The organism is Thiohalocapsa sp. (assembly GCF_022340605.1).
GTDB lineage: Bacteria > Pseudomonadota > Gammaproteobacteria > Chromatiales > Chromatiaceae > Thiohalocapsa.
In genome coordinates this window covers 1-22,339 of sequence record NZ_JAJDNQ010000081.1, presented here as the reverse complement: position 1 = coordinate 22,339, position 22,339 = coordinate 1, and the positions used below count along the sequence as shown (strand labels likewise).

Annotated in this window: 20 protein-coding genes and 1 pseudogene; 11 read left to right on the top strand and 10 right to left on the bottom strand. The window is 69.1% G+C overall.

Annotated elements, in window-relative coordinates:
• Both fmt and def read right to left on the bottom strand, forming a co-directional pair.
• Nucleotides 1-960, bottom strand: coding sequence for a methionyl-tRNA formyltransferase (gene fmt / locus LJE69_RS11125; RefSeq protein ID WP_296924913.1), 960 nt, complete (start codon nt 958-960; stop codon nt 1-3).
• A 237-nt stretch (nt 961-1,197) separates the two neighbouring features.
• Entirely contained in the window at nt 1,198-1,737 is a 540-nt protein-coding gene (gene def / locus LJE69_RS11120) for a peptide deformylase (protein ID WP_296924911.1), read from the bottom strand.
• Nucleotides 1,738-1,996: 259 nt separating this feature from the next.
• Here def and LJE69_RS11115 point away from each other — a divergent pair, with 259 nt between their 5' ends.
• From LJE69_RS11115 to LJE69_RS11075, 10 genes and pseudogenes are all read left to right on the top strand, one after another.
• Entirely contained in the window at nt 1,997-3,211 is a 1,215-nt protein-coding gene (locus LJE69_RS11115) for a LysM peptidoglycan-binding domain-containing protein (protein ID WP_296924909.1), read from the top strand.
• A gap of 73 nt (nt 3,212-3,284) precedes the next feature.
• Complete coding sequence (gene dprA, locus LJE69_RS11110; RefSeq protein WP_296924907.1) at nt 3,285-4,448, top strand: DNA-processing protein DprA; 1,164 nt, start codon at nt 3,285-3,287, stop codon at nt 4,446-4,448.
• Nucleotides 4,449-4,513: 65 nt separating this feature from the next.
• On the top strand, nt 4,514-4,990 hold the full coding sequence (locus LJE69_RS11105; RefSeq protein ID WP_296924905.1) for a DUF494 family protein: 477 nt from the start codon (nt 4,514-4,516) through the stop codon (nt 4,988-4,990).
• A 429-nt stretch (nt 4,991-5,419) separates the two neighbouring features.
• The gene (gene topA, locus LJE69_RS11100) at nt 5,420-7,720 is read left to right on the top strand and encodes a type I DNA topoisomerase (RefSeq protein WP_296924903.1); all 2,301 of its coding nucleotides are present in this window, start codon (nt 5,420-5,422) and stop codon (nt 7,718-7,720) included.
• 166 nt (nt 7,721-7,886) lie between these two features.
• Nucleotides 7,887-8,480 carry a Sua5/YciO/YrdC/YwlC family protein gene (locus LJE69_RS11095; protein ID WP_296924900.1) on the top strand — a complete coding sequence of 198 codons (594 nt, stop codon included), beginning with the start codon at nt 7,887-7,889 and terminating at the stop codon, nt 8,478-8,480.
• 105 nt (nt 8,481-8,585) lie between these two features.
• Nucleotides 8,586-8,726 carry a hypothetical protein gene (locus tag LJE69_RS11090; RefSeq protein ID WP_296924897.1) on the top strand — a complete coding sequence of 47 codons (141 nt, stop codon included), beginning with the start codon at nt 8,586-8,588 and terminating at the stop codon, nt 8,724-8,726.
• A 55-nt stretch (nt 8,727-8,781) separates the two neighbouring features.
• Nucleotides 8,782-8,958 (top strand): annotated as a pseudogene (locus LJE69_RS21010) (Uma2 family endonuclease); the annotation flags it as partial.
• A gap of 44 nt (nt 8,959-9,002) precedes the next feature.
• On the top strand, nt 9,003-9,131 hold the full coding sequence (locus LJE69_RS11085) for a hypothetical protein (protein ID WP_296924894.1): 129 nt from the start codon (nt 9,003-9,005) through the stop codon (nt 9,129-9,131).
• A 345-nt stretch (nt 9,132-9,476) separates the two neighbouring features.
• Nucleotides 9,477-10,529 (top strand): cyclopropane-fatty-acyl-phospholipid synthase family protein, encoded by a 1,053-nt coding sequence (locus tag LJE69_RS11080; RefSeq protein ID WP_296924892.1) that lies wholly within the window; start codon nt 9,477-9,479, stop codon nt 10,527-10,529.
• 232 nt (nt 10,530-10,761) lie between these two features.
• Nucleotides 10,762-11,322, top strand: coding sequence for a hypothetical protein (locus tag LJE69_RS11075; RefSeq protein WP_296924889.1), 561 nt, complete (start codon nt 10,762-10,764; stop codon nt 11,320-11,322).
• Between the two features lie 332 nt (nt 11,323-11,654).
• Here the strand turns inward: LJE69_RS11075 and LJE69_RS11070 are convergent, their stop codons facing one another.
• From LJE69_RS11070 to hemB, 7 genes are all read right to left on the bottom strand, one after another.
• Nucleotides 11,655-12,536, bottom strand: coding sequence for a class I SAM-dependent methyltransferase (locus tag LJE69_RS11070; protein WP_296924887.1), 882 nt, complete (start codon nt 12,534-12,536; stop codon nt 11,655-11,657).
• 462 nt (nt 12,537-12,998) lie between these two features.
• Nucleotides 12,999-13,757, bottom strand: a complete 759-nt coding sequence (locus LJE69_RS11065) for an FkbM family methyltransferase (RefSeq protein ID WP_296924884.1) — start codon at nt 13,755-13,757, stop codon at nt 12,999-13,001.
• Nucleotides 13,758-14,009: 252 nt separating this feature from the next.
• A complete protein-coding gene (locus LJE69_RS11060; protein ID WP_296924881.1) occupies nt 14,010-14,666 on the bottom strand; it encodes a hypothetical protein in 657 nt (218 codons plus the stop codon).
• A gap of 25 nt (nt 14,667-14,691) precedes the next feature.
• On the bottom strand, nt 14,692-15,396 hold the full coding sequence (locus LJE69_RS11055; protein WP_296924878.1) for a hypothetical protein: 705 nt from the start codon (nt 15,394-15,396) through the stop codon (nt 14,692-14,694).
• A 338-nt stretch (nt 15,397-15,734) separates the two neighbouring features.
• Nucleotides 15,735-16,604: an NAD(P)-dependent oxidoreductase gene (locus LJE69_RS11050; RefSeq protein WP_296924874.1), complete on the bottom strand. Its 870-nt coding sequence runs from the start codon at nt 16,602-16,604 to the stop codon at nt 15,735-15,737.
• 215 nt (nt 16,605-16,819) lie between these two features.
• The gene (gene aroE / locus LJE69_RS11045; RefSeq protein WP_296924871.1) at nt 16,820-17,647 is read right to left on the bottom strand and encodes a shikimate dehydrogenase; all 828 of its coding nucleotides are present in this window, start codon (nt 17,645-17,647) and stop codon (nt 16,820-16,822) included.
• 482 nt (nt 17,648-18,129) lie between these two features.
• The gene (gene hemB, locus LJE69_RS11040) at nt 18,130-19,143 is read right to left on the bottom strand and encodes a porphobilinogen synthase (RefSeq protein WP_296924868.1); all 1,014 of its coding nucleotides are present in this window, start codon (nt 19,141-19,143) and stop codon (nt 18,130-18,132) included.
• A gap of 254 nt (nt 19,144-19,397) precedes the next feature.
• Here hemB and LJE69_RS11035 point away from each other — a divergent pair, with 254 nt between their 5' ends.
• Nucleotides 19,398-19,787, top strand: coding sequence for a thioredoxin domain-containing protein (locus tag LJE69_RS11035; RefSeq protein WP_296924866.1), 390 nt, complete (start codon nt 19,398-19,400; stop codon nt 19,785-19,787).
• 56 nt (nt 19,788-19,843) lie between these two features.
• On the opposite strand, the gene leuA is transcribed toward LJE69_RS11035, so the two are convergent.
• Nucleotides 19,844-21,568, bottom strand: a complete 1,725-nt coding sequence (gene leuA, locus LJE69_RS11030; RefSeq protein WP_296924864.1) for a 2-isopropylmalate synthase — start codon at nt 21,566-21,568, stop codon at nt 19,844-19,846.
• Nucleotides 21,569-22,339: the final 771 nt, after the last annotated feature.

Sequence of the window (22,339 nt, the reverse complement as noted above, 5' to 3'; positions counted from 1 at the left end):
TCAGCCAAGCAGGGCGCCGTCCATGCGGCGGGCATTGAGGAAGTCGCGGGCCGACATGCGCCGCTTACCCGGCGGCTGCAGCTCGGTGATGCGCAGCACGCCGTCGCCGGTGGCGATATCGATGCCGTCAGCGCCCGCCGCCAGCACGCGGCCCGGCTCGCCGCGCGCGGAGACATCGGCCGCCACGGACGCCGCCCAGATGCGCAGCACCTCGTCGCCGAGGCGGGCCTGGGCGACGGGCCAGGGGTCGAAGGCCCGCACCGCGCGCTCGATCTCCGCCGCGGGCCGAAGCCAGTCGATGCGCGCCTCGTCCTTGGTCAGCTTGCGGGCGTAGGTGGCCGCGGCATCGTCCTGGGGCGTCGGCGTGGCGGACCCGTCGAGGATGCCGGGCAGGGCCGCCAACAGCGCCTCGGCACCGAGTGCCGCGAGGCGCGTGGTCAGGCTACCGCCGGTGTCGGTGGCGTCGATGGCCAGCGGCGAGAGGCCGTAGACCGGCCCGGTGTCGAGCCCCGCCTCCATGCGCATGATGCTGATGCCGCTGTGTGCGTCACCGGCCAGCAGTGCGCGCTGAATCGGCGCGGCGCCGCGCCAGCGCGGCAGCAGGGAAGCATGGATGTTGACGCAGCCCCGCTTGGGCGCGTCCAGCACCGCCTGCGGCAGGATCAGCCCGTAGGCGGCCACCACCAGCAGATCCGCGCTCCAGGCCGCAAGCTCCGCCGCCGCGGTGGCGTCCTTGAGCGTCGGCGGCTGCCGCACCGGCAGACCAGCGTCGAGCGCAAGCTGCTTGACCGGCGACGGCGTTAGCCGCCGGCCGCGACCGGCCGGGCGGTCCGGCTGAGTGTAGACGGCAACGACCTCGTGTGCGCCGTCGCGTGCGCTGGCGATGAGGGCGGACAGGGCCGGTACGGCGAATTCGGGCGTGCCCGCGTAGAGGATGCGGGCGGGGGGCGTGCTGGTCACAGGGGAAACTTCGTTGGTCTGGGCGATGGGTTCTGCGACGCTACGGTCCGCTGTCATCGAGACAGCGCACCGCCGCGCAGGTCGGGGCGCCGCTGCGGCGACAGGCACGGTGGCGGCTGGCGAGCGTCGCACCGGCGCACCGGGGCCGCTCGTCGGTCGGCCTCGGTGGGCCTGGGCGCGCGGTCGGGGCGCGGCCAGGACGCTTCCAGGAATGCAGTCGGGGCGCGGTCAGGGTGATCAGATGACCCGGCGGCGCCCCTCCGCGGATGCCGGCTCCGCGGCCTGGCGGCGCTCCTTCTCCAGCTTCTTGCGGATACGCTGGCGCTTCAGCGACGAGATGTGGTCCACGAAGAGGCGCCCTTCCAGGTGGTCGATCTCATGCTGGAGGCACACCGCCAGCAGGCCGCCGGTCTCCAGCTCGAAGGGCTCGCCGTCGCGGTCGAGCGCACGCACCTTGACGAGCTCCGCCCGGGTGACGGTCTCGTAGTAGCCGGGCACCGACAGGCAGCCTTCTTCCATCTGCTCCTCACCGCTGCGCTCGACGACTTCGGGGTTGATCAGGCACAGCGGCTCGTTTTTGTCTTCGGACGTGTCGATGACCACGACGCGCCTGGGCACGTTCACCTGGACGGCCGCAAGGCCAATGCCGGGTGCGGCGTACATGGTCTCCAGCATGTCGTCCACCAGTTGGCGGACGCCGTCGTCCACGCGCTCGACAAGCTCGGCACGACGCCTGAGGCGCTCGTCCGGAAAAGTAAGGATTTCCAATTTTGCCATGACGTTATCGAAACTTGCTAATTCTGGAATACAACAATCAACGATTGCGCTACTATGACGATGATACACCATCGACGGGGCCCTCCGACCTTAGGCGCAGGCAGGGAAAATGCCTTCGCGCCAAACGCTTGCAGCGACGTCGCCGGCCATCTCAGAGGTCCCGCCTGCCGAGCCCCGAGTGAGATCGGAGCGAGCCCAGAGAACGAGCCCAGAGAACGAGCCCGGAGAAGGACCCCGGAACGAGCCCGGAGAAGCAGCCATGTGGCGCCAGCACCCTGCCCACCTGCGACTGTCAACGCTGCTGGCCATCATCACGCTCCCGGGGATCATCTTCCTGGGGCCGATCGATGCCTCGGCACAAGGCCCCCTGCGCCCCGATCATCCGCAAAGCTACGTCGTGCAGCCCGGCGACACCCTCTGGGACATCGCCGGACGCTTTCTCCGGGAGCCCTGGCGCTGGCGGGACGTTTGGCACGCCAACCCCGGTGTCGCCAACCCCAACCGCATCTATCCCGGCGACGTCCTGGTGGTCGACTACAGTGACGGCAGCCCTCGCATCCAGCGTGCCGGCGGCGGCGGTATGCGCACGGTCAAGCTCTCGCCACGGGTGCGGGTGACCGACGTGGACCGCGAGATCCCGACCATCCCGCTCGATGCGGTGGCACCGTTCCTGTCCCGCCCGGTGGTGACCGAGGCCCGTGAGATCGACGACGCCCCATACGTGGTGGGGTTTCCCGAGGAGCAGATCATCGGCGGGCTCGGCAACACCGTCTATGTGCGCAGTATCCTGCGTGCCGGAAAGGACCGTTGGGAGGTGCTGCGTCCCGGCGAGGCTTACCGCGACCCGGACACCGACGAGCTGCTGGGCTACGAGGCGTCTTCCGTCGCCTCGGCGCGGCTCGAGCAGCTGGGCGATCCGGCCACGCTGGTCATCACCCGCTCGAACAAGGAGGTCCAGATCGGCGACCGCGTGCGGCCGGCGCGTGACGAGGAACCCATCCGCAGCTTCTTCCCGGTGCCGGCTCCGCCGGGCACCCGCGGCAAGATCATCTCGGTGCTGAACGGCGTCTCACAGATCGGCCAGTACGACGTCGTGGTGCTGAACCGCGGCGCACGGGACCGGATCGCGGTGGGCCAGGTGCTCGCGGTCTACCGCGGCGGCGAGCTCCGACGCGACCCCGTCAAGGGGCACCGCAGCGCCTGGAACTGGCGCAACGAATCACCGGCCAACGTGTCATTTTGGAACGGCGACTGGCAGCCGGACGGCTGGGCGCGCAACGGACCGGACCCCAACGACCCGCTGCCGCTCCGGCGCCGCTATTCGCGGGCCGATGAGCAGTACATCGTGCCGGACTCGCGCTCCGGTGTCGTGATGGTGTTTCGCGTCTTCCCGAAGGTGAGCTTCGCCCTGGTGATGTTCGCCAACAAGGCGATGCACGTGGGCGAGATAGTCGCCCCGCCACAAGCCCTCTGACAGCCGCGGAGGCGCGCGTGAGCACAGCCGGCATCGACTCCCCGCACCGCTCCCCACAGCGGCGGCCGCGGCCATGAAACCGGCGGAGCGCGAGCGGCTGACCCACTGGCTGGCGCTGGCGCTGGCCCCGGGCGTCGGACCGCGTCGCATCGCGCAACTGCTGGAGCGCTTCGGCGGCGCGGCCGAGGTGCGCGAGGCCGGCCGTGCGGCATTGTCGGACGCGGGCCTGTCCAACGCCGCCATCAACGCCATCGGCGCCCCGGACCGCGACAAGCTGGAGGCGACCTTCACCTGGCTGGCGCATGCGGGTACACAGTTGCTTACCCCGGACACGGCCGGCTACCCGCGCCTGCTGCGCGAGATCGGCGGACCGCCGCCCCTGTTATTCGTGCGCGGCGATACGGCCCTGCTGAACGAGCCGCAGATCGGCATTGTCGGCAGCCGGAACCCCACCGCCGGCGGTCTGGAGACGGCGCGAGACTTTGCCGGCTACCTCGCTGGCCTGGGCCTGGTGGTCACCAGCGGCCTCGCGCTCGGCATCGATGCCGCCGCGCACGAGGGTGCTCTGGCGGGCGGGCGCACCATCGCCGTGCTCGGCACGGGACCGGACCGGGTCTATCCCGCCGCGCACCGCGACCTGGCTCGGCGCATCGCCGACAATGGCGCGCTGGTCAGCGAGCTCATCCCCGGCACCGGGCCGCACGCCAGCAACTTCCCGCAGCGCAATCGCATCATCAGCGGGCTCAGTCTCGGCACCCTGGTGGTGGAGGCGGCCGTGGGCAGCGGCTCACTGATCACCGCGCGGCTGGCGAGCGAGCAAGGGCGCGAGGTGTTCGCGGTGCCGGGCTCGATCCACAATCCGCTGGCGCGGGGCTGCCATGCGCTGATCCGCCAGGGCGCGAAGCTCGTGGACAGCGCCACCCAGATCTTGGAGGAGCTCGGCGCACAGCTCGGCGAGTATCTCGACGAGGCGGGCGATTCCGCCATCCCCGTCGAACCCGACCGACCGGACACCACGGAACTGGACGCCGATCATCACCGGCTCTTGGCGTGCATGGGGTATGATCCTCTTGCACCGGACGATTTGATCGCCCGCACCGGGCTGCCGGCGTTCGAGATCGCATCCATGCTCCTGCTGCTGGAGCTGCAGGGTCACGTGGTTTCCCATCCGGGCGGGCGTTACAGCCTGCGTGGCGGTCGACAGACAACCGAACGGATGGAGCCTGGCCAAAGCTGAGCAAGACGGCCGTCCATTGTCCGAATTGCCCGAGCAGGCCCCCCGTTATAACACGAGGAGTCAGCATGAACGAGAACATGGTCGACGTCCTGATTTACCTCTACGAAAACTACCTGGACGGCGACGCTCGCCCGCCCATCGATCAGGACGAGCTGGAGGCCGAGCTCTCGCGCGCCGGCTTCTCCAACGGCGAGATCCGCCACGCCCTGACCTGGCTCGACGAACTGGCGAGCCACATGGACGCCACCGAGTATCCGCCACGCACCGCGGGCGCCATGCGTGTCTACACGCCGGGTGAATGCGCCAAGCTCGACATCGAGGCACGGGGCTTGCTGCTGTTTCTGGAGCAAAGCGGCATCCTCGACCCGCTCAGCCGCGAGCTCGTCGTCGACCGCGCCATGGCCATCCAACAGACCGCCGTCTCCGTCGACGAGCTGAAGTGGGTCGTGCTGCTGGTCCTGATGAATCGCCCCGGCCGCGAGTCCGCCCACAGCCAGATGGAAGAGCTCATCTACAGCGACGCGCCAGCGCAACTGCACTGAGCGGCTGTGAACAAGACCTGGCGCGGCCCAGAGGCAGGCGGCCACCGTAGATCGGGCCGACGTTAGGAGGCCCGACAAAACGGCGGTTGTGTCGAGCACCGTGTCGGGCTTCGTTCCTTAGCCCGACCTACGCGGTCTGCACTGAGCCCGCGGGCGCCGATCTGACCGGACCGCGTCCGTCGCGCTGACGCTGGCCCGATGGCAGCAACCCCGCAGCAGCAGCGCCATTCGGAACTCCGTCCCCGGCCGCCTGCGCCCTGAGCAACGCGAATCTCGGCCAGGCGCTCCCGCCGCCGGGGGCTTGGCGACCGCTGTCGGCGATCCCGCGCCCCGCACCTTGTGTCTGCACACCCGCCGTCCCCACCTTGACGCGACCTTGGGCTTTCGTATTTCCTAGGTCGCCCCTCGACCCCGCTCCCGGACATCCTCATGCACCTCGTTGTCGTCGAATCCCCCGCCAAAGCCAAGACCATCAAGAAGTACCTCGGTCCCGACTTCGAGGTGGTGGCCTCCTACGGGCACGTGCGCGACCTGGTGCCCAAGGAGGGCGCGGTGGACCCGGAGCACAACTTCGAGATGAAGTACCAGGTCATCGACCGCAACGAGAAGCACGTCTCGACCATCGCCAAGCTCCTGAAGAAGGCCGACACCCTTTACCTGGCAACAGACCCGGACCGCGAGGGCGAGGCCATCTCCTGGCACCTCTACGAGCTGCTGCACGACCGCAAGCTGATCGGTGAGCGGCCGGTGTTCCGCGTGGTCTTCAACGAGATCACCAAGCGCGCCGTCAACGACGCCGTCGCCAACCCGCGCGAGCTGTCCTACGACCTGGTGAACGCCCAGCAGGCGCGCCGGGCGTTGGACTACTTGGTAGGCTTCAACCTCTCCCCGCTGCTGTGGAAGAAGGTCCGCCGCGGTCTCTCCGCCGGGCGTGTGCAGAGCCCGGCGCTGCGGCTCATCGTCGAGCGCGAGCTGGAGATCGAGGCCTTCCAGAGCCAGGAGTACTGGACCGTCGAGGCAGACGCCAAAGCGGAAGAAAAGCCCTTCAGCGCCAAGCTGACCCAGTTCGGCGGCGAGAAGGTCGAGCAATTCAGCATCACTGGCGAGGCCCGCGCCCGCGAGGTCGAGGCGGCGTTGCAACAGGCGGCAGATGGCAAGCTCCGCGTCGAGAAGGTCGAGCGCAAGCAGCGCAAGCGCAACCCGGCGCCGCCCTTCATCACCTCCACGCTGCAACAGGAGGCGGCGCGCAAGCTCGGCTTCACGGCCCAGCGCACCATGCGCACCGCTCAGCAGCTCTACGAGGGCGTGGACATCGGCCAGGGCGCTGTTGGACTCATCACTTACATGCGTACCGACTCCGTCAACCTGGCGCAGGAGGCCATCGCGGAGCTCAGGGACTACATCGGCGAGCGCTACGGCGCCGACCACCTGCCAGCACAGGCACGGGCGTTCAAGACCAAGTCCAAGAACGCCCAGGAGGCGCACGAGGCGATCCGCCCCACGTCCATCCGCAACGTCCCGAAGGACATCAAGGCCCACCTCACCGCCGACCAGGCCAAGCTCTACGAGCTCATCTGGAAGCGCACCCTCGCCTGCCAGATGGCGCACGCGCTCATCAACCAGGTGGCAGTGGACCTGTCCGCCGGCGATGGCAACCTGTTCCGCGCCACCGGCTCCACCGTGGCCGAGCCCGGCTTCATGCGCGTCTACCTGGAGGGCCGCGACGACGCCACGAGTGCCGACGACGACGAGGAACGCATGCTGCCCGACATGACCGAGGGCCAGCTCGTGGACCTGCTCGCCATCCGCCCCGAGCAGCACTTCACCGAGCCGCCACCGCGCTACAGCGAGGCATCACTCGTGAAGGCGCTGGAGGAGCTCGGCATCGGCCGGCCGTCCACGTACGCATCCATCATCTCCACGCTGCAAGAGCGCGAGTACGTGCTGCTGGAGAAGAAGCGCTTCCTGCCCACCGACGTGGGCCGCATCGTCAACAAGTTCCTCACCGAGCACTTCACGTCCTACGTGGACTACGACTTCACCGCCCGGCTGGAGGACGAACTGGACGCCGTCTCCCGCGGCGAAGAGGACTGGATTCCGCTGCTGGAGCAGTTCTGGCGGCCCTTCAAGGACCGCGTGGACCACACGCACGAGAACGTCGAGCGCAAGGACGTAACGCAGGAGACCATCGACGAGAAGTGCCCCGAGTGCGGCGGTCAGCTCTCCAAGCGGCTCGGGCGCAACGGGCTGTTCATCGGCTGCACCAACTACCCGGAGTGCAAGTACACCCGCAACCTGGACGAAGAAAAGGGCGAAAAGGACGAGCCGCAAATCGTCGAGGGCCGCACCTGCCCCGAGTGCGGCTCGGAGCTTGCCATCAAGCGCGGGCGCTACGGCAAGTTCATCGGCTGCACGGCCTATCCCAAGTGCCGCTATATCGAGCCGCTGGAAAAGCCCGTGGACACCGGTGTCAAGTGCCCGAAGTGCGGCGAAGGCACGCTGCAGAAGAAAAAGTCCCGCCGCGGCAAGGTCTTCTTCTCCTGCTCCACCTATCCCAAGTGCGACTACGCCGTCTGGAACCAGCCGCTCGACGAGCCCTGCCCGCAGTGCGGCTGGCCCATCCTGACGCTCAAGGTCACCAAGACCAAGGGCGCACAAAAGGTCTGCCCGCAGAAGGAGTGCGGCTACACCGCACCGGCCGAGGAGACCGAGGTCGAGACGGCGTCCTGACCTTGGAAATGCCCTACGCCGAGAAGCCAGATTCCGCAGGTAGGTCGGGTTAGCGATGGCGTAACCCGACCTATACGGAATACTCGCCCAGCCTCGAAGCGGGCTTCACCACGCGCGCCCGCGTATAGCGCGTCTAGCCGCCGTCACCCGGCCCCTGACTTCATCCATGCGCAGCCTCGGCACCACCCCCTTCGGCCTGCGTGAGGCCGCCCGCCGGGTCAGCGGCGGCGGCGTCGTCGCCTACCCCACCGAGGCCGTCTTCGGCCTGGGTTGCGACCCGCTCGACCCCGACGCGGTGCTGCGCATCCTGGACATCAAGGGCCGCGACATCGACAAAGGCCTGATCCTGATCGCCGCCGACTTCGACGCCCTGCGCCCCTACGTCGAGCCGCTCGCGCCCGCGCGCATGGCCGAGATCCGTGCCACCTGGCCCGGCCCCAACACCTGGCTCCTGCCCGCCCGCCCCGAGACCCCGCGCTGGCTCACCGGCGCCCACGACACGCTGGCCGTGCGCGTCACCGGCCACCCCATTGCCGCCGCGCTGTGCCGCGCCTGCGCCCGCTACGGCGGCCACATCGGCTCAGGTGCGCTGGTCTCCACCAGCGCCAACCGCAGCGACCTCGCGCCCGCCCGCACACCGCTCGCCGTCCGCCGCCAGCTCGGCGATGCGCCCGACCTGATCGTCACCGGCCGCTGCGGCACACAACCGCGCCCGTCCACCATCCGCGACGGGCGCACCGGCCGCGTGCTCCGCGGCTGAGCCAGCGGACCTTCGCGCAATCCGTCATCGGCGTCGACACTCCCAGGGACGGCGGGAGTGTCGCCCTCCATGGCGACACGGACACGGATCGGCCCGAGAGCCGTCTTGGATGTCACCGTGCGGGAGTTCTTCCGCATGGGCGAGGCCGGCGGGCTCGCGCCGGACGCCAGGATCGAGCTCATCGAAGGCGCGATGATCGACATGCCGCCGATCGCCCCGCCCCACGCGGCCAAACCAAGCGCTTGAACCTGCTCCTCATCGAAGCCCTCGGCCGCCGCGCCATCGTCTCCACTCAAGACCGATCCTGCTCGGCGACCTGAGCGCCCCACAGCCGGACATCGCCGTGCTCCGGCCGCGGGACGATTTCTACACCAGCGAGCACCCAAAGGCAGAAGATGTCCTGCTGGTCATCGAGATCGCCGACAGCAGCCTGCCCTGCGACCGCGAGCAAAAGCTCCCGCTCTATGCCCGCTTCAGCATTCCCGAAGCCTGGCTCATGGACATCCCGGGGCGAGCCATCCGGTGTATCGGGCCCCGGAACACGGCGCCTACGCCACCAGCTTCCAACTCGCCGCACCCTACCGGATAACCCCGGCGCTGCTCGGCGGCGTGGCACCGGACCTCGCCGCCCTGGTGACCGAGACCGACTGACGAGCGGGACTGATCAACGGCCTGCGACAGACCGACGGCAAGGTGGCGAGCGACGCGGTGCGGCGCAATTCGTGGGGACACCTCAGGGCCGACACCTCAGGGTCAGAGCCCTTTTTGTTCCCGTGACACCGCTCTGCGGTGTCACGCATCGCCGGGCGCTGCGGTCGCGGGCGCCGAGCAGGTCGGGGACCTCACCACGGGGCAGCTCACCGCGGTAGAGGATCGCCTCCAGCACGTGGCCGGCTCCGGGCGGCAGCTCGCTTATCTGAGGCGATCCCGCTTGCAACGCCCCACCTTGGGCAATACCTGGACATCTGCACGACGACAAACGCCACGGGAGCAGACATGCCCATCTCCGAAGCCAGAATCCTCGACTGGGTGGAACGCGGCCGGGTACCGGACCCGGTGGTGCGCGCCGGCATCCGCCAGCGACTCAAGAAGATGTCCGACGAGCTGCCGGGCGCGGAGCCGGAGGCGGCTTGGGCGCACAAGCGGGACTTCCTGGCCCTGATGGACGCCGCCCCCGTGGCCGCCGTTCCGGAGCGCGCCAACGAGCAGCACTACGAGGTGCCGGCGGAGTTCTTCGACATCGTGCTCGGCCCGCGGCGCAAGTACAGTTGCTGCTACTGGCCCGACGGCGTTGACGACCTCGCCGCTGCCGAGGAGGCATCGCTTGCCACCACCGCCGAGCGCGCCGGCATCGCGGACGGACAGGACGTGCTGGAGCTCGGCTGCGGCTGGGGCAGCTTCAGCCTGTGGGCAGCGGAGCGCTTTCCGGGCAGCCGCTTCACGGCGGTATCGAATTCGGCCTCCCAGCGCGCCTTCATCGAGGGCGAGGCCGAGCGGCGCGGCATCGGCAACCTCACCGTCATCACCGCGGACATGAACGACTTCGACACCACCGGCCGCTTCGACCGCATCGTGTCGCTGGAGATGTTCGAGCACATGCGCAACTGGCGGGTGCTGTTCGGCCGCGTGCACGGCTGGCTCCAGCCCGGCGGGCGCTTCTTCATGCACGTGTTCTGTCACCACGAGCATCCCTATCCCTACGAGGACAGGGGCCCCGAGGATTGGATGAGCCACTACTTCTTCGCCGGCGGCATCATGCCGAGCGACGACCTGCCGCTGTACTTCCAGGACCAGCTCAAGCTCCTCGACCGCTGGCGCTGGAACGGCCGCCACTACGAGCGCACGCTGAACGCCTGGCTCGCCAAGCAGGATGCCGCGCGCGAGCGCATCATGCCAATCCTGGAGCAGACCTACGGCGCCGACGACGCGGCGCTGTGGTGGATGCGCTGGCGGCTCTTCTTCATGGGCTGCGCGGAGTTCTTCGGCTTCCGCGACGGCAGCGAGTGGTACGTGGGCCACTACCTGTTCGAGCGACCCACGGGCGCCTGAAGACAAAACGAAATCCGTTCGCGGCTCCAAGGCACGCGGCCGTCGTAAGTCGGGCCGACGCCAGGAGGGCCGACCGACGGCGCCGACCCCGTGCCCGCGACGGGCTTCGCTAACGCTCAGCCTGACCTATACGGGCACGGAATCCCCGATCTATGAACCTGATTTCCCCTATAGCGCGCTATAGTTGTGCCGCGGCCACGCAAACGGCCGCGGCAGCAACATCGGGGGAGTCATGCACGTCAGCCGAGCAGCCCGTCATTCCCTGTCGGCCCTGCCCGCCCTGTTGATCGCGGTCATCGGCCTCGTCGCCGGCTGCGCCGAGAACAAGGGGCAGATCAACTACAACCTGCTCTTCACCGACGTCGAGCCCATCCAGTACGCGCGCATACTCTGCCGCGGCATCCCCATGCACGATCAGCACACCTGCATGACGTCGGTGCTCGCCCACTACCGCGCGACCCGCTTCGACCAACCGGACCCGAGCCAGGTCACCAACGGCCCGTTCGTCGTGGTGTTCGATGACGACCTCTACCGCGGCAGCTACATCTCGCAGCCCTTCATCGCCGCATTCACGGTCACCAACGGCTCCAACATTTGCCGCGGCCGCTACGACGCCTTCGCCGGCGATACCCGGGCGGACTTCAGGGTGTGGTGCGACGACGGCAGCACCGGCTTCGCCAACATCATCCTCGATGTGGACGGCCGCAACGGCATCGGCGAATTCGTGCTCAACGACGGCAGGCGCGGCGAGATCGTGTTCGGCTATCGCGCCGTCGGTGGGGACTTCCTGTGAGCATCCGCGGGGGCTGCTGTCGGTCGGGCTGACGCCGGTGGGCGCGACCGCCGCAGTAGCTGCCATTCCCGTGTCGGGCTTCGCTGGCCCTCCGCCCGACCCGTGCGGTGCCATCCCCTCGTCGGGCTTCGCTATCGCTCAGCCCGACCTACGCGCTCGGACCTGATCTGCGCGCTGAGCCCGATCTGCGCGCGCTCAGAAGGGCACTGGCGGCCCGGACCAATCCCGGCAGGTATGCGGCCGCGAGCACCGCCAGGCGTGCTCGGCGCTGATCCATCCCAGGCATCAGCGCCATCCGTGATCCGGCCGCCGTGCGGCGCACGACGGCAGCGTCATGGCAGGACCACAAGGTCCATGTGCCCGACAACCATCTGCAGCGTGCCGCCCTCGATGCTGGCCAAGTGCGCCGCATGCCAGTCGTCCAGCCATCCGGCCGCGTCGGCGTCGGCCATCTGCGCCGCGGCGTCGCGCCAGCCATCGAGCAGCACGCGCTGCAACTCGGCCAGCTCCGGGCCGATGTGCCAGTCGCTGGGCGCCGCCCGCACGCGGTAGCCGAGCACGCTGCAGCGGTGACCGGCCGTGGCCGCCGCGCCCGGTCCAAGCGCCAGGCCGAAGCCCTTGTCGATGCGCTGATGGCGGTTCACCAGGCCGATCACCCGCGTGTCGTCCGGATGCGCCGGGCTGAGACCGCAGCGGCCGTCGTAGCTGAGCGCGAGCATCAGCGCACACCCGGCCGTGCGGCAGCGCCGCAGCAGGATCGCGAGCCAGCGCTCCGAGACCAGGTCCAGCAGCGCCGAGGCGGTCACCAACCCGCCGGCGGGCAACGGCAGGCGGTTGACGTCGACCGCGAGATCCATCGCCTTCCAGGCGACGTCGGCCTGCCAGGCGTCCGCTTGAATGTGCAGACCGGCGCCGGTGCCCGCGCAGGCCAGATCCCTGGCATCCGCCCAGGCATGGGTGCGCGCCGGCAGGCGTGCCAGCAGCGCGGAATCGCGATCCACGCAGGTCCACTGCTGGTGCGCATGGCCGGCGGCCGCCAGCAGCGGCGCCAGGTGGCGCAGGTTGGCACCGATACCGCAGCCGAGATCCAGCACCTTGAGGCCACCGTGCGCCGGCACCGGCAGGCTGCCGAGCGTCGCCACCAGGTGATCGGCCCGCGCGGCGCTGTCCGCCGATGCGCGCAGGGCGAGCCAGTGGTCGTTGAAGTCAGACATCGGCAATGGCCTCAGCGAAGTGGGTGGCGGCGGTGGACCAGTCCGGGAGCTGCCGTATCGCTCGCGCGGCGCGGGCGGCGCGGCGACCGCGCGGATGCGTCCCGGTGAGCTGGGGGGAGCGCCTCGCGCAGTGCGTGCCCGCGGTCCGACTCCACCGGGATGCCGACATCGGCCGGCGCCGTGTCGGCGACGGCACCAGCCGCGGGACCCCGCACCGCCAGCGCGTGCGCCGGGGCCTCGGCATGGGCCACGCCGTCGCCCTCGAAGGGGCTCGCGAGCGCGACCAGGTCAGCGCATGCGAATTGCCCAGCCAACTCGGCGGGCGACAACTCGCCTGGGGGCCGGACACGGGTTTCCGGGTCCGGGGGGCTCCCTATTCTGGCACGCCATTCCGGGACTTTGCTCTGGCACTCCGCTCTGGGACTCGGTGCTGGCACGCAACCGTAGCGGATGCGCTGGGCATCACCGCAGCCCGTAGATGTCGCCGGAATTGGCGTGCTGCGGCAGCGCGTCCAGCCAGGCGCGGATGCCGTCGCCGGAGAGCCAGGCCGGGTGCAGCAGGTGTGGGCTTTCGCCGAGGGCGGCGTTGAAGCGGTACAGGCCCAGCCGCCGGCACTCCGCCAGTGCCGCTCGCGCCACCGGCCGCTGGATGGTGGTGAACCCGAACGACAGCGCCTGCGGTGCGCTGCTCAGCCCGCGCAGCACCTGGTCCTCGAAGCCCTCCACGTCGATCTTGACGAAGCGCGGCTCGCCGAAGCGCCGCACCAGCGCGTCCAGGGTCGTCACCGGCACCGCTACGTCCCGCTCCCAGTGCTGGCCGCACCAGGCCCGGTCGGTCTCCGCGGCGTGGATGAAGTCCGTGGACACCGTGCTGACGGTGGGATTATCCAGGTTCAAGTGCATCATGAGCTCGCCCGGTGCGGCACCGACGGCCGCCTGCACCACGGTGACCTTGGGATCGAGTCCGTAGAATAGCCGCAGAAACCGCGCCAGGAGCGGCTGCGGCTCCACCGCCACCACCCGCATGCCCAACCGGCGAAAGCTCGCCACCCGGTCGCCGACGTCGCTGCCGATGTCGAAGCCGAGGTCGCCGCGGCCGGCGAAGCGCGCGTGCATCTGGTCCAGCGCGGCACGCCGCGAGGGCCGGTAATAGGTGCCGACCGAGCGCAGAACCCCCAGCAGGCTGCGCAGCGCGGACGGTAGGCGCGGCGGGGGAGACATGCGGGAAAACACGTGACGGACTGGCTCAGTCGGCGTGCCCGACCGTGGCCGCGTCCTCGTTGCGGTCGGACGACGCGTCGGCATTTGCACGCATACAACTCCCTGGGGGTCGGGGCGGCCCGGCGGAAATCCCGCGCCGGGCGGCGGCCATCGCCGGGCACGGCACTACCAGCGGCCAATGCAGTTCGGTATTAAGGGAACTGCGGCCTTTTGCAAGGGCCGGAGGGCGGTGCACCGCTGCGACTTGGCGGCTCAATATTGCTGCGCCAAGACATGCTCGATGGGAATGAAGCGCGCGGGCATCGGCCGCGGGACCCCATCCACCCACATGCGCCCGGCGCGATAGTCGCGGCGGACGTGGCTGCGCCCGCCTTGCGGCCGGATGATGCGGATGTCATCCGAGTACAGTCCGAGGGCACGGTGCGTCTGATCCCAGCCGATCTGGAGCTGCACCGCCTTGGTGAGGCGGCCGCGCTCCAACCAGCCCACCTCTACCAGCCCGTCCTCGGAGACCTCCAAGTCGAAGACCGCGGAGCCGATGGTGCCGCCAAGCGTGCTCAGGCAGTCCACACAGGGCAGCAGCCCGGCCGCCAGCTGGCCACGCCGCCAGCCGCCGACGGCATCGCCGAATAGAATGAACAGCCCGCGCGAGCCGCGCGGGAAGGCTGGATCATCCGGTGCGTCGGTGCGCCTTTCCACCAACACCACCAGATCGTCGTAGGCGTCCTCGTCGATCCGGCCGCCGACCGCCTGCACGGGCACCCACCAGTCACGCGGGAGCCAGTCCTCGATCCGCGGCGGCAGCACCTCCCGGGCGGCGGACACCTCGTCCGCGGTAGCCGGCGCGGCGCCGGCGGTGAGCCCCGCGACCAAACCGAGCAGGAGCAGCGGTGCACGCCGGGTGCACACGATCGACTGCGGCCGGCAGATACGCTCAGTCGGCACGGCGGGCACCGGTGGCATCCGCCTCGGCTCGCCGCAGGTGGTCAAGACGCCGGTCGAGACCGTCGACAACGACGCTGCTCTCCGCCAGGCGTTGCGCCAGGGCCTCGGCCTCATCGCGGATCACCGCGAGCTGCTGACCGTCGAACAGCTCGCAGGCGGCCGCCAACTCGGAGTCGGTGGCGGACAGCAGCGACGGAGTCAGTTCTTGCGGGAGGATCGGCGTCTCCGGGTGCAGCAGATCCGCCACCAGTGGCTGCTCCAGCAGCCGGAAATGGATCTGGCGGGCGGCGGCCTCGTCGGCCAGCTCCTGGTGGGCCGTGGCATCGTCGCCCACGTGGCGCAGAAGCGTGCGCATGATGACGTCGATGAGCTTGGCCAGTGCCGCCTTCGGCTCCGTTTGGTCCTCCGGCAGCCCACAAGCCTGCTCGTAGTGGCGCTCCAGGTCGGTCTTCAGCTCCAGGACCAGGTCACTTCCGGCGTCCGGCGGCAGGTCCACGGCACGCTGCACGACGCCCCGGAAGGAGTGGCGAAAAGCCTCCAGCTCCTCGTGATCGGCGCGCTGGGCGTCCAGCAGGCGCTCGGGCGCGACCTCCTGCGGCGGCCAGCCGAACAACGGATTCACGTGCCGGCGGCGCAGGTGGCGCTCGCGACGGCCGGGCTTGTGGGTGAAGGGCAGGTCCGAGTCGGCGAACATGATGAGGAACTGGGAGCTGGAAAGATAGTGAGAAGCTGGAAAGATAGTGATCTGTTGAGTGCCGGGACCTAGTGCACCGTCGCGGAAATGCCGAGGGCGCTTGCAGTGGCTATCCGTGTCGCCCTGGAGGGCGACACGGACAAGCGTCCGCCCAAGCCCGGTCTCGGAATCTTCACATCGCTGCATGAGCCCTAATGCAGCGTTTCTCCCAATTTTGCTTTCGTTGTCGTTGTCGAGTATCCGATTACGACCACGACCACGAGCAGAGACTTCGACCAGGTTACTCGGCTCCAGCCCCACCCGGGTTGGCGCCCTGCAAAATTGGCTGAAACGGGGTACTAATCCCCAGCCCCTTGATTGAGTGCCTCGTACAGAGCCGAGTAGTCGGCCTCGCCGAAACCGGCGGCGACGCCGCGCTCGGCCGCGGCGGCAATCGCCCGGAGCGTGGCGGTGTCGATGCCGGCATCGCTCATGGCCCTTTCCATCAGTCGCACGTCTTTCAGCAGGTGCTTCAGCGGGAAGTTGGCGCTGCCGTAGTCGTGGCTCAGGTACTTGTCCAGCTTCTTGTCGAAAGTCGGGGCGTAGAGGGCGCTGCCGCGCACCACGGTCATGAACTGCTCCACGTCCAGCGCCTCCTTGCGCACCAGTCCCAAACTGAGACAGAAGGTAGCCGTGAGGCCGGCGATGAGCTGGTTTAGCGCCAGCTTCAGCGCCGCCGCCTGGCCCAGCTCGCCAATGCGCTGCGGGGTCTCGGACAGGGCCTCGAACACGGGCAGGCAGCGCTCGTACAGCGCCGGATCGCCGCCGGCCATGACGAAGAGCTTGCCGGCACGTGCCTCCGGCAGGCTGCCGAGCACGGGGGACTCCAGGTACTCGCCGCCCGCCGCCGCCACCCGCTCCGCCAGGGTGCGGCTCTCGGCCGGTGCGATGGTGCCCATCTGCACGATGATCCGACCCGCGAGCGCGGGCTCAGTGTCCGCCGCGAACAGCGTCGCCTCGATGGCGGCGGCATCCGCCAACAGCAGCAGCACCGCGTCCGCGACCGCGACCGCGTCTGCAGCACTACCGGGCAGCGCGATGCCGGCGGTTGCGAGCGGCGCGGCCTTTTCCGCGGTGCGGTTCCAGGCGCTGACGCCGAATCCCTGCGCCTTGAGACGCAGCGCGATCTCACTGCCGAGCAGACCCGTGCCAAGGACGGAGATACGCATGAGGACTCCTCCCGCTTTGCAGCCAGTTGGAATTGAGTACAGGGCCGGTGCGCGGCTGGCTGAGCCGGGCTGGTACTTCGCTGCGGAACTTCCGAGACCGGCCTCCCTCGTTGTCGTTGTCGTTATCGGAGTCGTCAGCGACTATCCGCGCGGTTGAGATCACTCACGATTACGACAACGACCCAAGACGGTCTCTGCGCTTGCTCGCTGTTGCACTAGGGTGGACCGGCCAGGCCCCGGCGCAGCTCGGCGATCACCGGCGTGGTCTCGGGCCGCACGCCGCGCCAGAGCCGAAACGATTCCGCCGCCTGCTCCACCAGCATGCCGAGCCCGTCCAGCGCGCGCACCGCCCCCCGCGCCTCGCCCCAGCGGCAGAAAGGTGTCGGCGCATCGCCATAGACCATGTCGTAGGTCCAGGCGCCGGCGGCCAGCAGGCCGTCCGGCAGGTCCGGGACGCCGCCCTCCAGCCCGCTGGACGTGGCATTGACGATGAGGTCAAAGCTGCGGTCCGCAAGGTCGCCGAGACCGCAGCCGTCGATTCGGGCATCGGCCGCCGCCCGGGCGAGATCCACCGCCTTGGCGGCGGTGCGGTTGGCAATGGTCAGCGCCGCCGGACCCGCGTCGAGCAGCGCGCCGAGCACGCCGTGCGCCGCGCCGCCGGCACCGAGCAGCAGCACTCGCTTGCCGGCGAAGTCGAAGCCCTGATTGTCCACCAGATCCCGCACCAGACCGACGCCGTCGGTGTTGTCGCCGCGCAGCCGGCAGTCGTCCAGGACGATGATGGTGTTGACGGCCCCGGCCGCCTCGGCGCGCGGGCTGCGGTCCGCGAGCAGCTTCCATGCCGCCTGCTTGAACGGCACGGTGACGTTGAGTCCGCGGCCGCCGTCGGCGACGAAGGCGCGCACGTCGCCAGCGAAGTCATCCAGGCTGCCCAGCAGCCGGCCGTATTCCATGCGCTGCCCGGTCTGCCGGGCGAAGGCGGCATGGATCTGCGGCGACTTGCTGTGGGCGATGGGGTTGCCGATAACGGCGTATCTATCCACGTCGAATCAGGGACTAGCTGCTAGGGGCTAGGGGCTAGGGGCTAGGGGCTAGGGGCTAGGGGCTAGCACTCGGTCTTCCTAGTGCACCAGTGCGCAAGTCCCGAGACCGTCTGAGGTCGTTGTCGTTGTCGTTGTCGTGGTCGTCATCGTGATCTCAATTGTCCGGATATTCGATTACGACCACGACCACGAGGGACCCCGGACGCGGAATTCCCGCAGCGAAGCACTAGCGAGGCGCTGCCTCAGACCGACAACGACATGAGGCGGCGAATGTCGCGTCGATCGACTTCGGGCATGCAACAAGGGCCGAGGGCCGAGGCCTAAGGCCCAAAACGCGACCGCACAGAACCGCTCGATTGCCGTGCCGGCCCTTGGTCCTTGGCCCTTTCAGAGCCCTGCCGCGGTGTACACAAAACGTGACGCGTCTGCAAAGATTTCGGCCCTTCAAGCAATCTAGTCCCTGGCTGCCAGCCTCTGGCCGCTCATTCGGAGAGCCATTCCGCGGCTTGCTTGGCGTAGTAGGTCAGAATGCCGTCGGCGCCGGCGCGCTTGCAGCTGGTCAGCGCCTCCAGCACCACCGCGCGCTCTTCCAGCCAGCCGTTCTGGCTTGCGGCCTTGAGCATCGCGTACTCGCCGCTCACGTGATACACGAAGGTCGGCGCGCCGAAGCGATCTTTGATGCGGCGGACGATGTCCAGGTAGGGCATGCCGGGCTTCACCATCACCATGTCGGCGCCCTCGGCGAGGTCCATCGCCACCTCGTGCAGGGCCTCGTCGGTGTTCGCCGGGTCCATCTGGTAGGTGTACTTGTTGCCGCCGCCGAGGTTCGCGGCCGAGCCCACGGCGTCGCGGAACGGGCCGTAGAAGCTGGAGGCGTACTTGGCGGAGTAGGCCATGATGCGGGTGTGAATCTGTCCGGCCTCCTCCAACGCCGCGCGCACCGCGCCGATGCGCCCGTCCATCATGTCCGACGGGGCGACGATGTCGGCACCGGCCTCGGCATGGGACACCGCCTGCCGCACCAGGACCTCGACGGTGGCGTCGTTCATCACGTAGCCGGATTCGTCGATGAGCCCGTCCTGGCCGTGGGTGGTGAAGGGGTCCAGCGCGACGTCGGTCATGACGCCCAGCCCCGGCACGGCGTCCTTGAGCGCCTTGACCGCGCGCTGGGCGAGGCCGTCCGGGTTGTAGGCCTCACGCGCGTCCTCGGACTTGGCCTCCATTGGCGTCACCGGGAACAGCGCCATCGCCGGCACGCCGAGCCGGGCGATGATCTGCGCCTCCTCCACCAGCAGGTCGATGCTCATGCGCTCGATGCCCGGCATGGACGGCACTGGCTCACGCTGGCCGCTGCCTTCCAGCACGAACACCGGGTAGATGAAGTCGTCCGGGGTCAGCGTCGTCTCGCGCATCAGCCGGCGCGAGAAGTCGTCGCGGCGCATGCGGCGCATGCGGGTGGTGGGATAGGCAGCGCGTTGCGTGAGGACGTCGGTCATGGGCTGAACCCGCGTGTTGGTCGTGGCATTGCTAAACCTGCAACAATAGCGCATCGGGCCTGATTGCCTCCACCCCTTGCCGCAAAGGGGTAGACGGCCCGCAGAGACGCGGGCAGCACCCAATCGTTACACTCGGAGATGCTGGGTCGATCGCCGTCGCCGTGCTTCAGTCGTCGCGAATCGCCCACCGCAACCTTAGACTTTGCCGCCGGCCGTCAGTTGCGCCGTTAACCGATCACATCAGGATGCCGCAGATGCTGTTCCACAACCACGACACGAGCCCACACGCCTTCGATGTCGACCTCGAGCGCTTTGAGCAGGAAGTGATCGCCGCCTCTCAGGACCAGCCGATCCTGGTGGACTTCTGGGCCGAGTGGTGCGCGCCCTGCCATCAGCTGACCCCTCACCTGAACCGCGTTGTCAACGAATTCGACGGCACGGTGCGCCTGGCCAAGGTCGAGGTGGACGAGGGTGAGAACATGAAGCTCGCGGGCCATTACCGGCTGCGCGGCTTCCCGACGGTGATCCTGTTCCGCAACGGGAAGGAGTGCGGGCGCTTCAGCGGCTCCCGGTCGAGCCACCAGGTGCGCGAATGGCTGACGTCGCACCTCGGCGAGGACGCCGCCGACTGCGCGGCGGCCTGACGCGCACCCGCCGGGGCCGCCGCGGACACACGCCGCGGCCTGCCCCGCATGCGCGGTCAGACCGCCGGTGTGCGCTGCTCGGACCGCCGAGCACCGGCGTCGTCGAGACCCGGCCGCGTCCCTTCCCGCTGCTCCAGCTCAGCGCCGTTCAGGGCCGAGAGCACGGCCCGCAGCGACGCGCCCACGGTATCGCGGTCGATAGCGGCGCCCGGCACCTGGCGGCCGTCGAGGGTCAGCAGCACATAGGCCGCCGCCTCGGCATCGGTGCCGGCGCCGATGGCATGCTCGCGGTAGTCGGCGACGTTCACCTCGGTGCCGAAAGCCTGCCGCCAGGCGTCGGCGAAGGCGGCGATAGCGCCGTCGCCGCTGCCGGCGATGGACCGCTCGACCCCGTCCACCGCGATACGCGCCTCGATGTGGTCATGACCGTTGCGGTTGAGCCGATAGCCCAGCAGGCGCGCCGGGGCACCATCCTGCACGAAGTGCTCGCGGAACAGGGCATGGATGCGCTCCGCGTCGATCACGCCGCCGCGTTGCTCGCTCTCGCGCTGCACGATGGGCGCAAACGCTTGCAGCAACCAGCGCGGCAGGTTGAGCCCGAAGTCGCGCTCCAGCACGAAGGCGATGCCGCCCTTGCCGGACTGGCTGTTGACGCGGATGACGGCCTCGTAGCTGCGCCCGACATCGTCCGGATCGATGGGCAGATAGGCCACCTGCCAGGGTAGTTCCGCGTCGGCGCGCTGGTGGCGCAGCGACTTGTTGATGGCGTCCTGGTGGCTGCCGGAGAAGGCGGTGTAGACGAGCTCGCCCACCCAGGGGTGGCGCGGGTGGCAGCTGATGCCGGTGCACTGCTCCACCACGTCGATGATGCGGTTCGGATCGCGCATGTCCAGCCCCGGGTCCACGCCCTGGCTGTAGAGGTTCATGGCGACGGTGATGAGGTCCATGTTACCGGTGCGCTCGCCGTTGCCGAGCAGCGTGCCCTCCAGCCGGTCGGCACCCGCCAGCAGGCCCAGCTCCGCCGCCGCCGCGGCGCCGCCGCGGTCGTTGTGGGTGTGCAGCGAGACGACCACGGAATCCCGCCGGTCGAGATGGCGGCAGAACCACTCGACCTGGTCGGCGAAGACGTTGGGGCTCGCCGACTCCACCGTCGCCGGCAGGTTGATGATGCAGGGGCGCTCCGGCGTCGGCTGCCAGACATCGAGTACCGCGTTCACGACCTCCACGGCGTATTCGGGCTCGGTCTGCGAGAAGCTCTCCGGCGAGTACTGGAACGTCCAGTCCGTGCCAGGGTACTTGGCCGCCTCCCGCGCCAGCAGCTCCGCACCGCGGATGGCAATGTCGCGGATGCCGTCACGGTCGCGCCCGAACACCCACTCCCGTTGTACGGGCGAGGTGCTGTTGTAGACGTGCACAATGGCCCGCGGCACACCGTCCAGGGCCGCAAAGGTGCGCTCGATCAAGTCCTCGCGCGCCTGCACCAGCACCTGGATGGTGACATCGTCCGGGATCTGCCGCTCCTCGATCAGCCAGCGCACGAAGTCGTGGTCCGGCTGGCTCGCCGACGGAAAGCCGACCTCGATCTCCTTCACGCCGACATCCACCAACAGCCGCCATAGCGCCTGCTTCTGCGCGACATTCATCGGCGCCAGCAGCGCCTGGTTGCCGTCGCGCAGGTCCACGCTGGCCCAGCGCGGGGCGCGGGTGATGGTGCGGTCCGGCCAGGTGCGGTCGGGCAACGATACGGTCGGTGCGGGGCGGTATTTGCGGTGGTCGAACATGGCGGCGAATGAGGGGGTAGGAGTTAGGGGCCAGTGGCTAGGGGGTGGCGGCTCCGGCCCGCGCCGGGTTGCGGCGACGGGCGTTGGAGCCACGGTTGGGAGCCGCTGCCTTGTGGGCGCAACCCGCGTGCCGGCTTGTGGCCGACGCGAATAGTCTGCGCGCTTTGCCCCCGCAGTTGATTGCTAACATGGCGCGGAATAGCTCACTTCTGGCAATTTTCTGCCGTTCTATTGAGCATGCGCGCAAGATATGCGTTATTGTTGAGGCAAGTGCGAAGTGCGCTGCCGGCGCCCGCGGCCAGAACGGCCGCTTAGCGCTTGTGAAGCCGCTCGTAGCGGCCATCGAGGGAATCGCCTGTGTGTCGGGCCTCCTACGACGGCCCGACCTACGGCAACTGTCCTGCCGCCGGTCGCGGCACCAAGCGTGCCGCTCCCACGAGCGCTGCTCGCATAGCCGCGGCTCCGGGCGCGCCGGTGTGGGAGCGCCACTGCCTTGTGTGGCGCGACGACGGCTGCGAGGTTGCCCGACGCTTGCTAGTTACTCGGGGCGTGGTGTGCTGCTTGACCGCCGGTCGCGGCACCAAGCGTGCCGCTCCCACGAGCGCTGCTCGCGTAACGGCTGCTCCGGGCGCGCCGGTGTGGGAGCGCCACTGCTTTTTGTGGCGCGACGACGGCTGCGAGGTTGCCCGACGCTTGCTAGTTACTCGGGGCGTGGTGTGCTGCTTGACCGCCGGTCGCGGCACCAAGCGTGCCGCTCCCACGAGCGCTGCT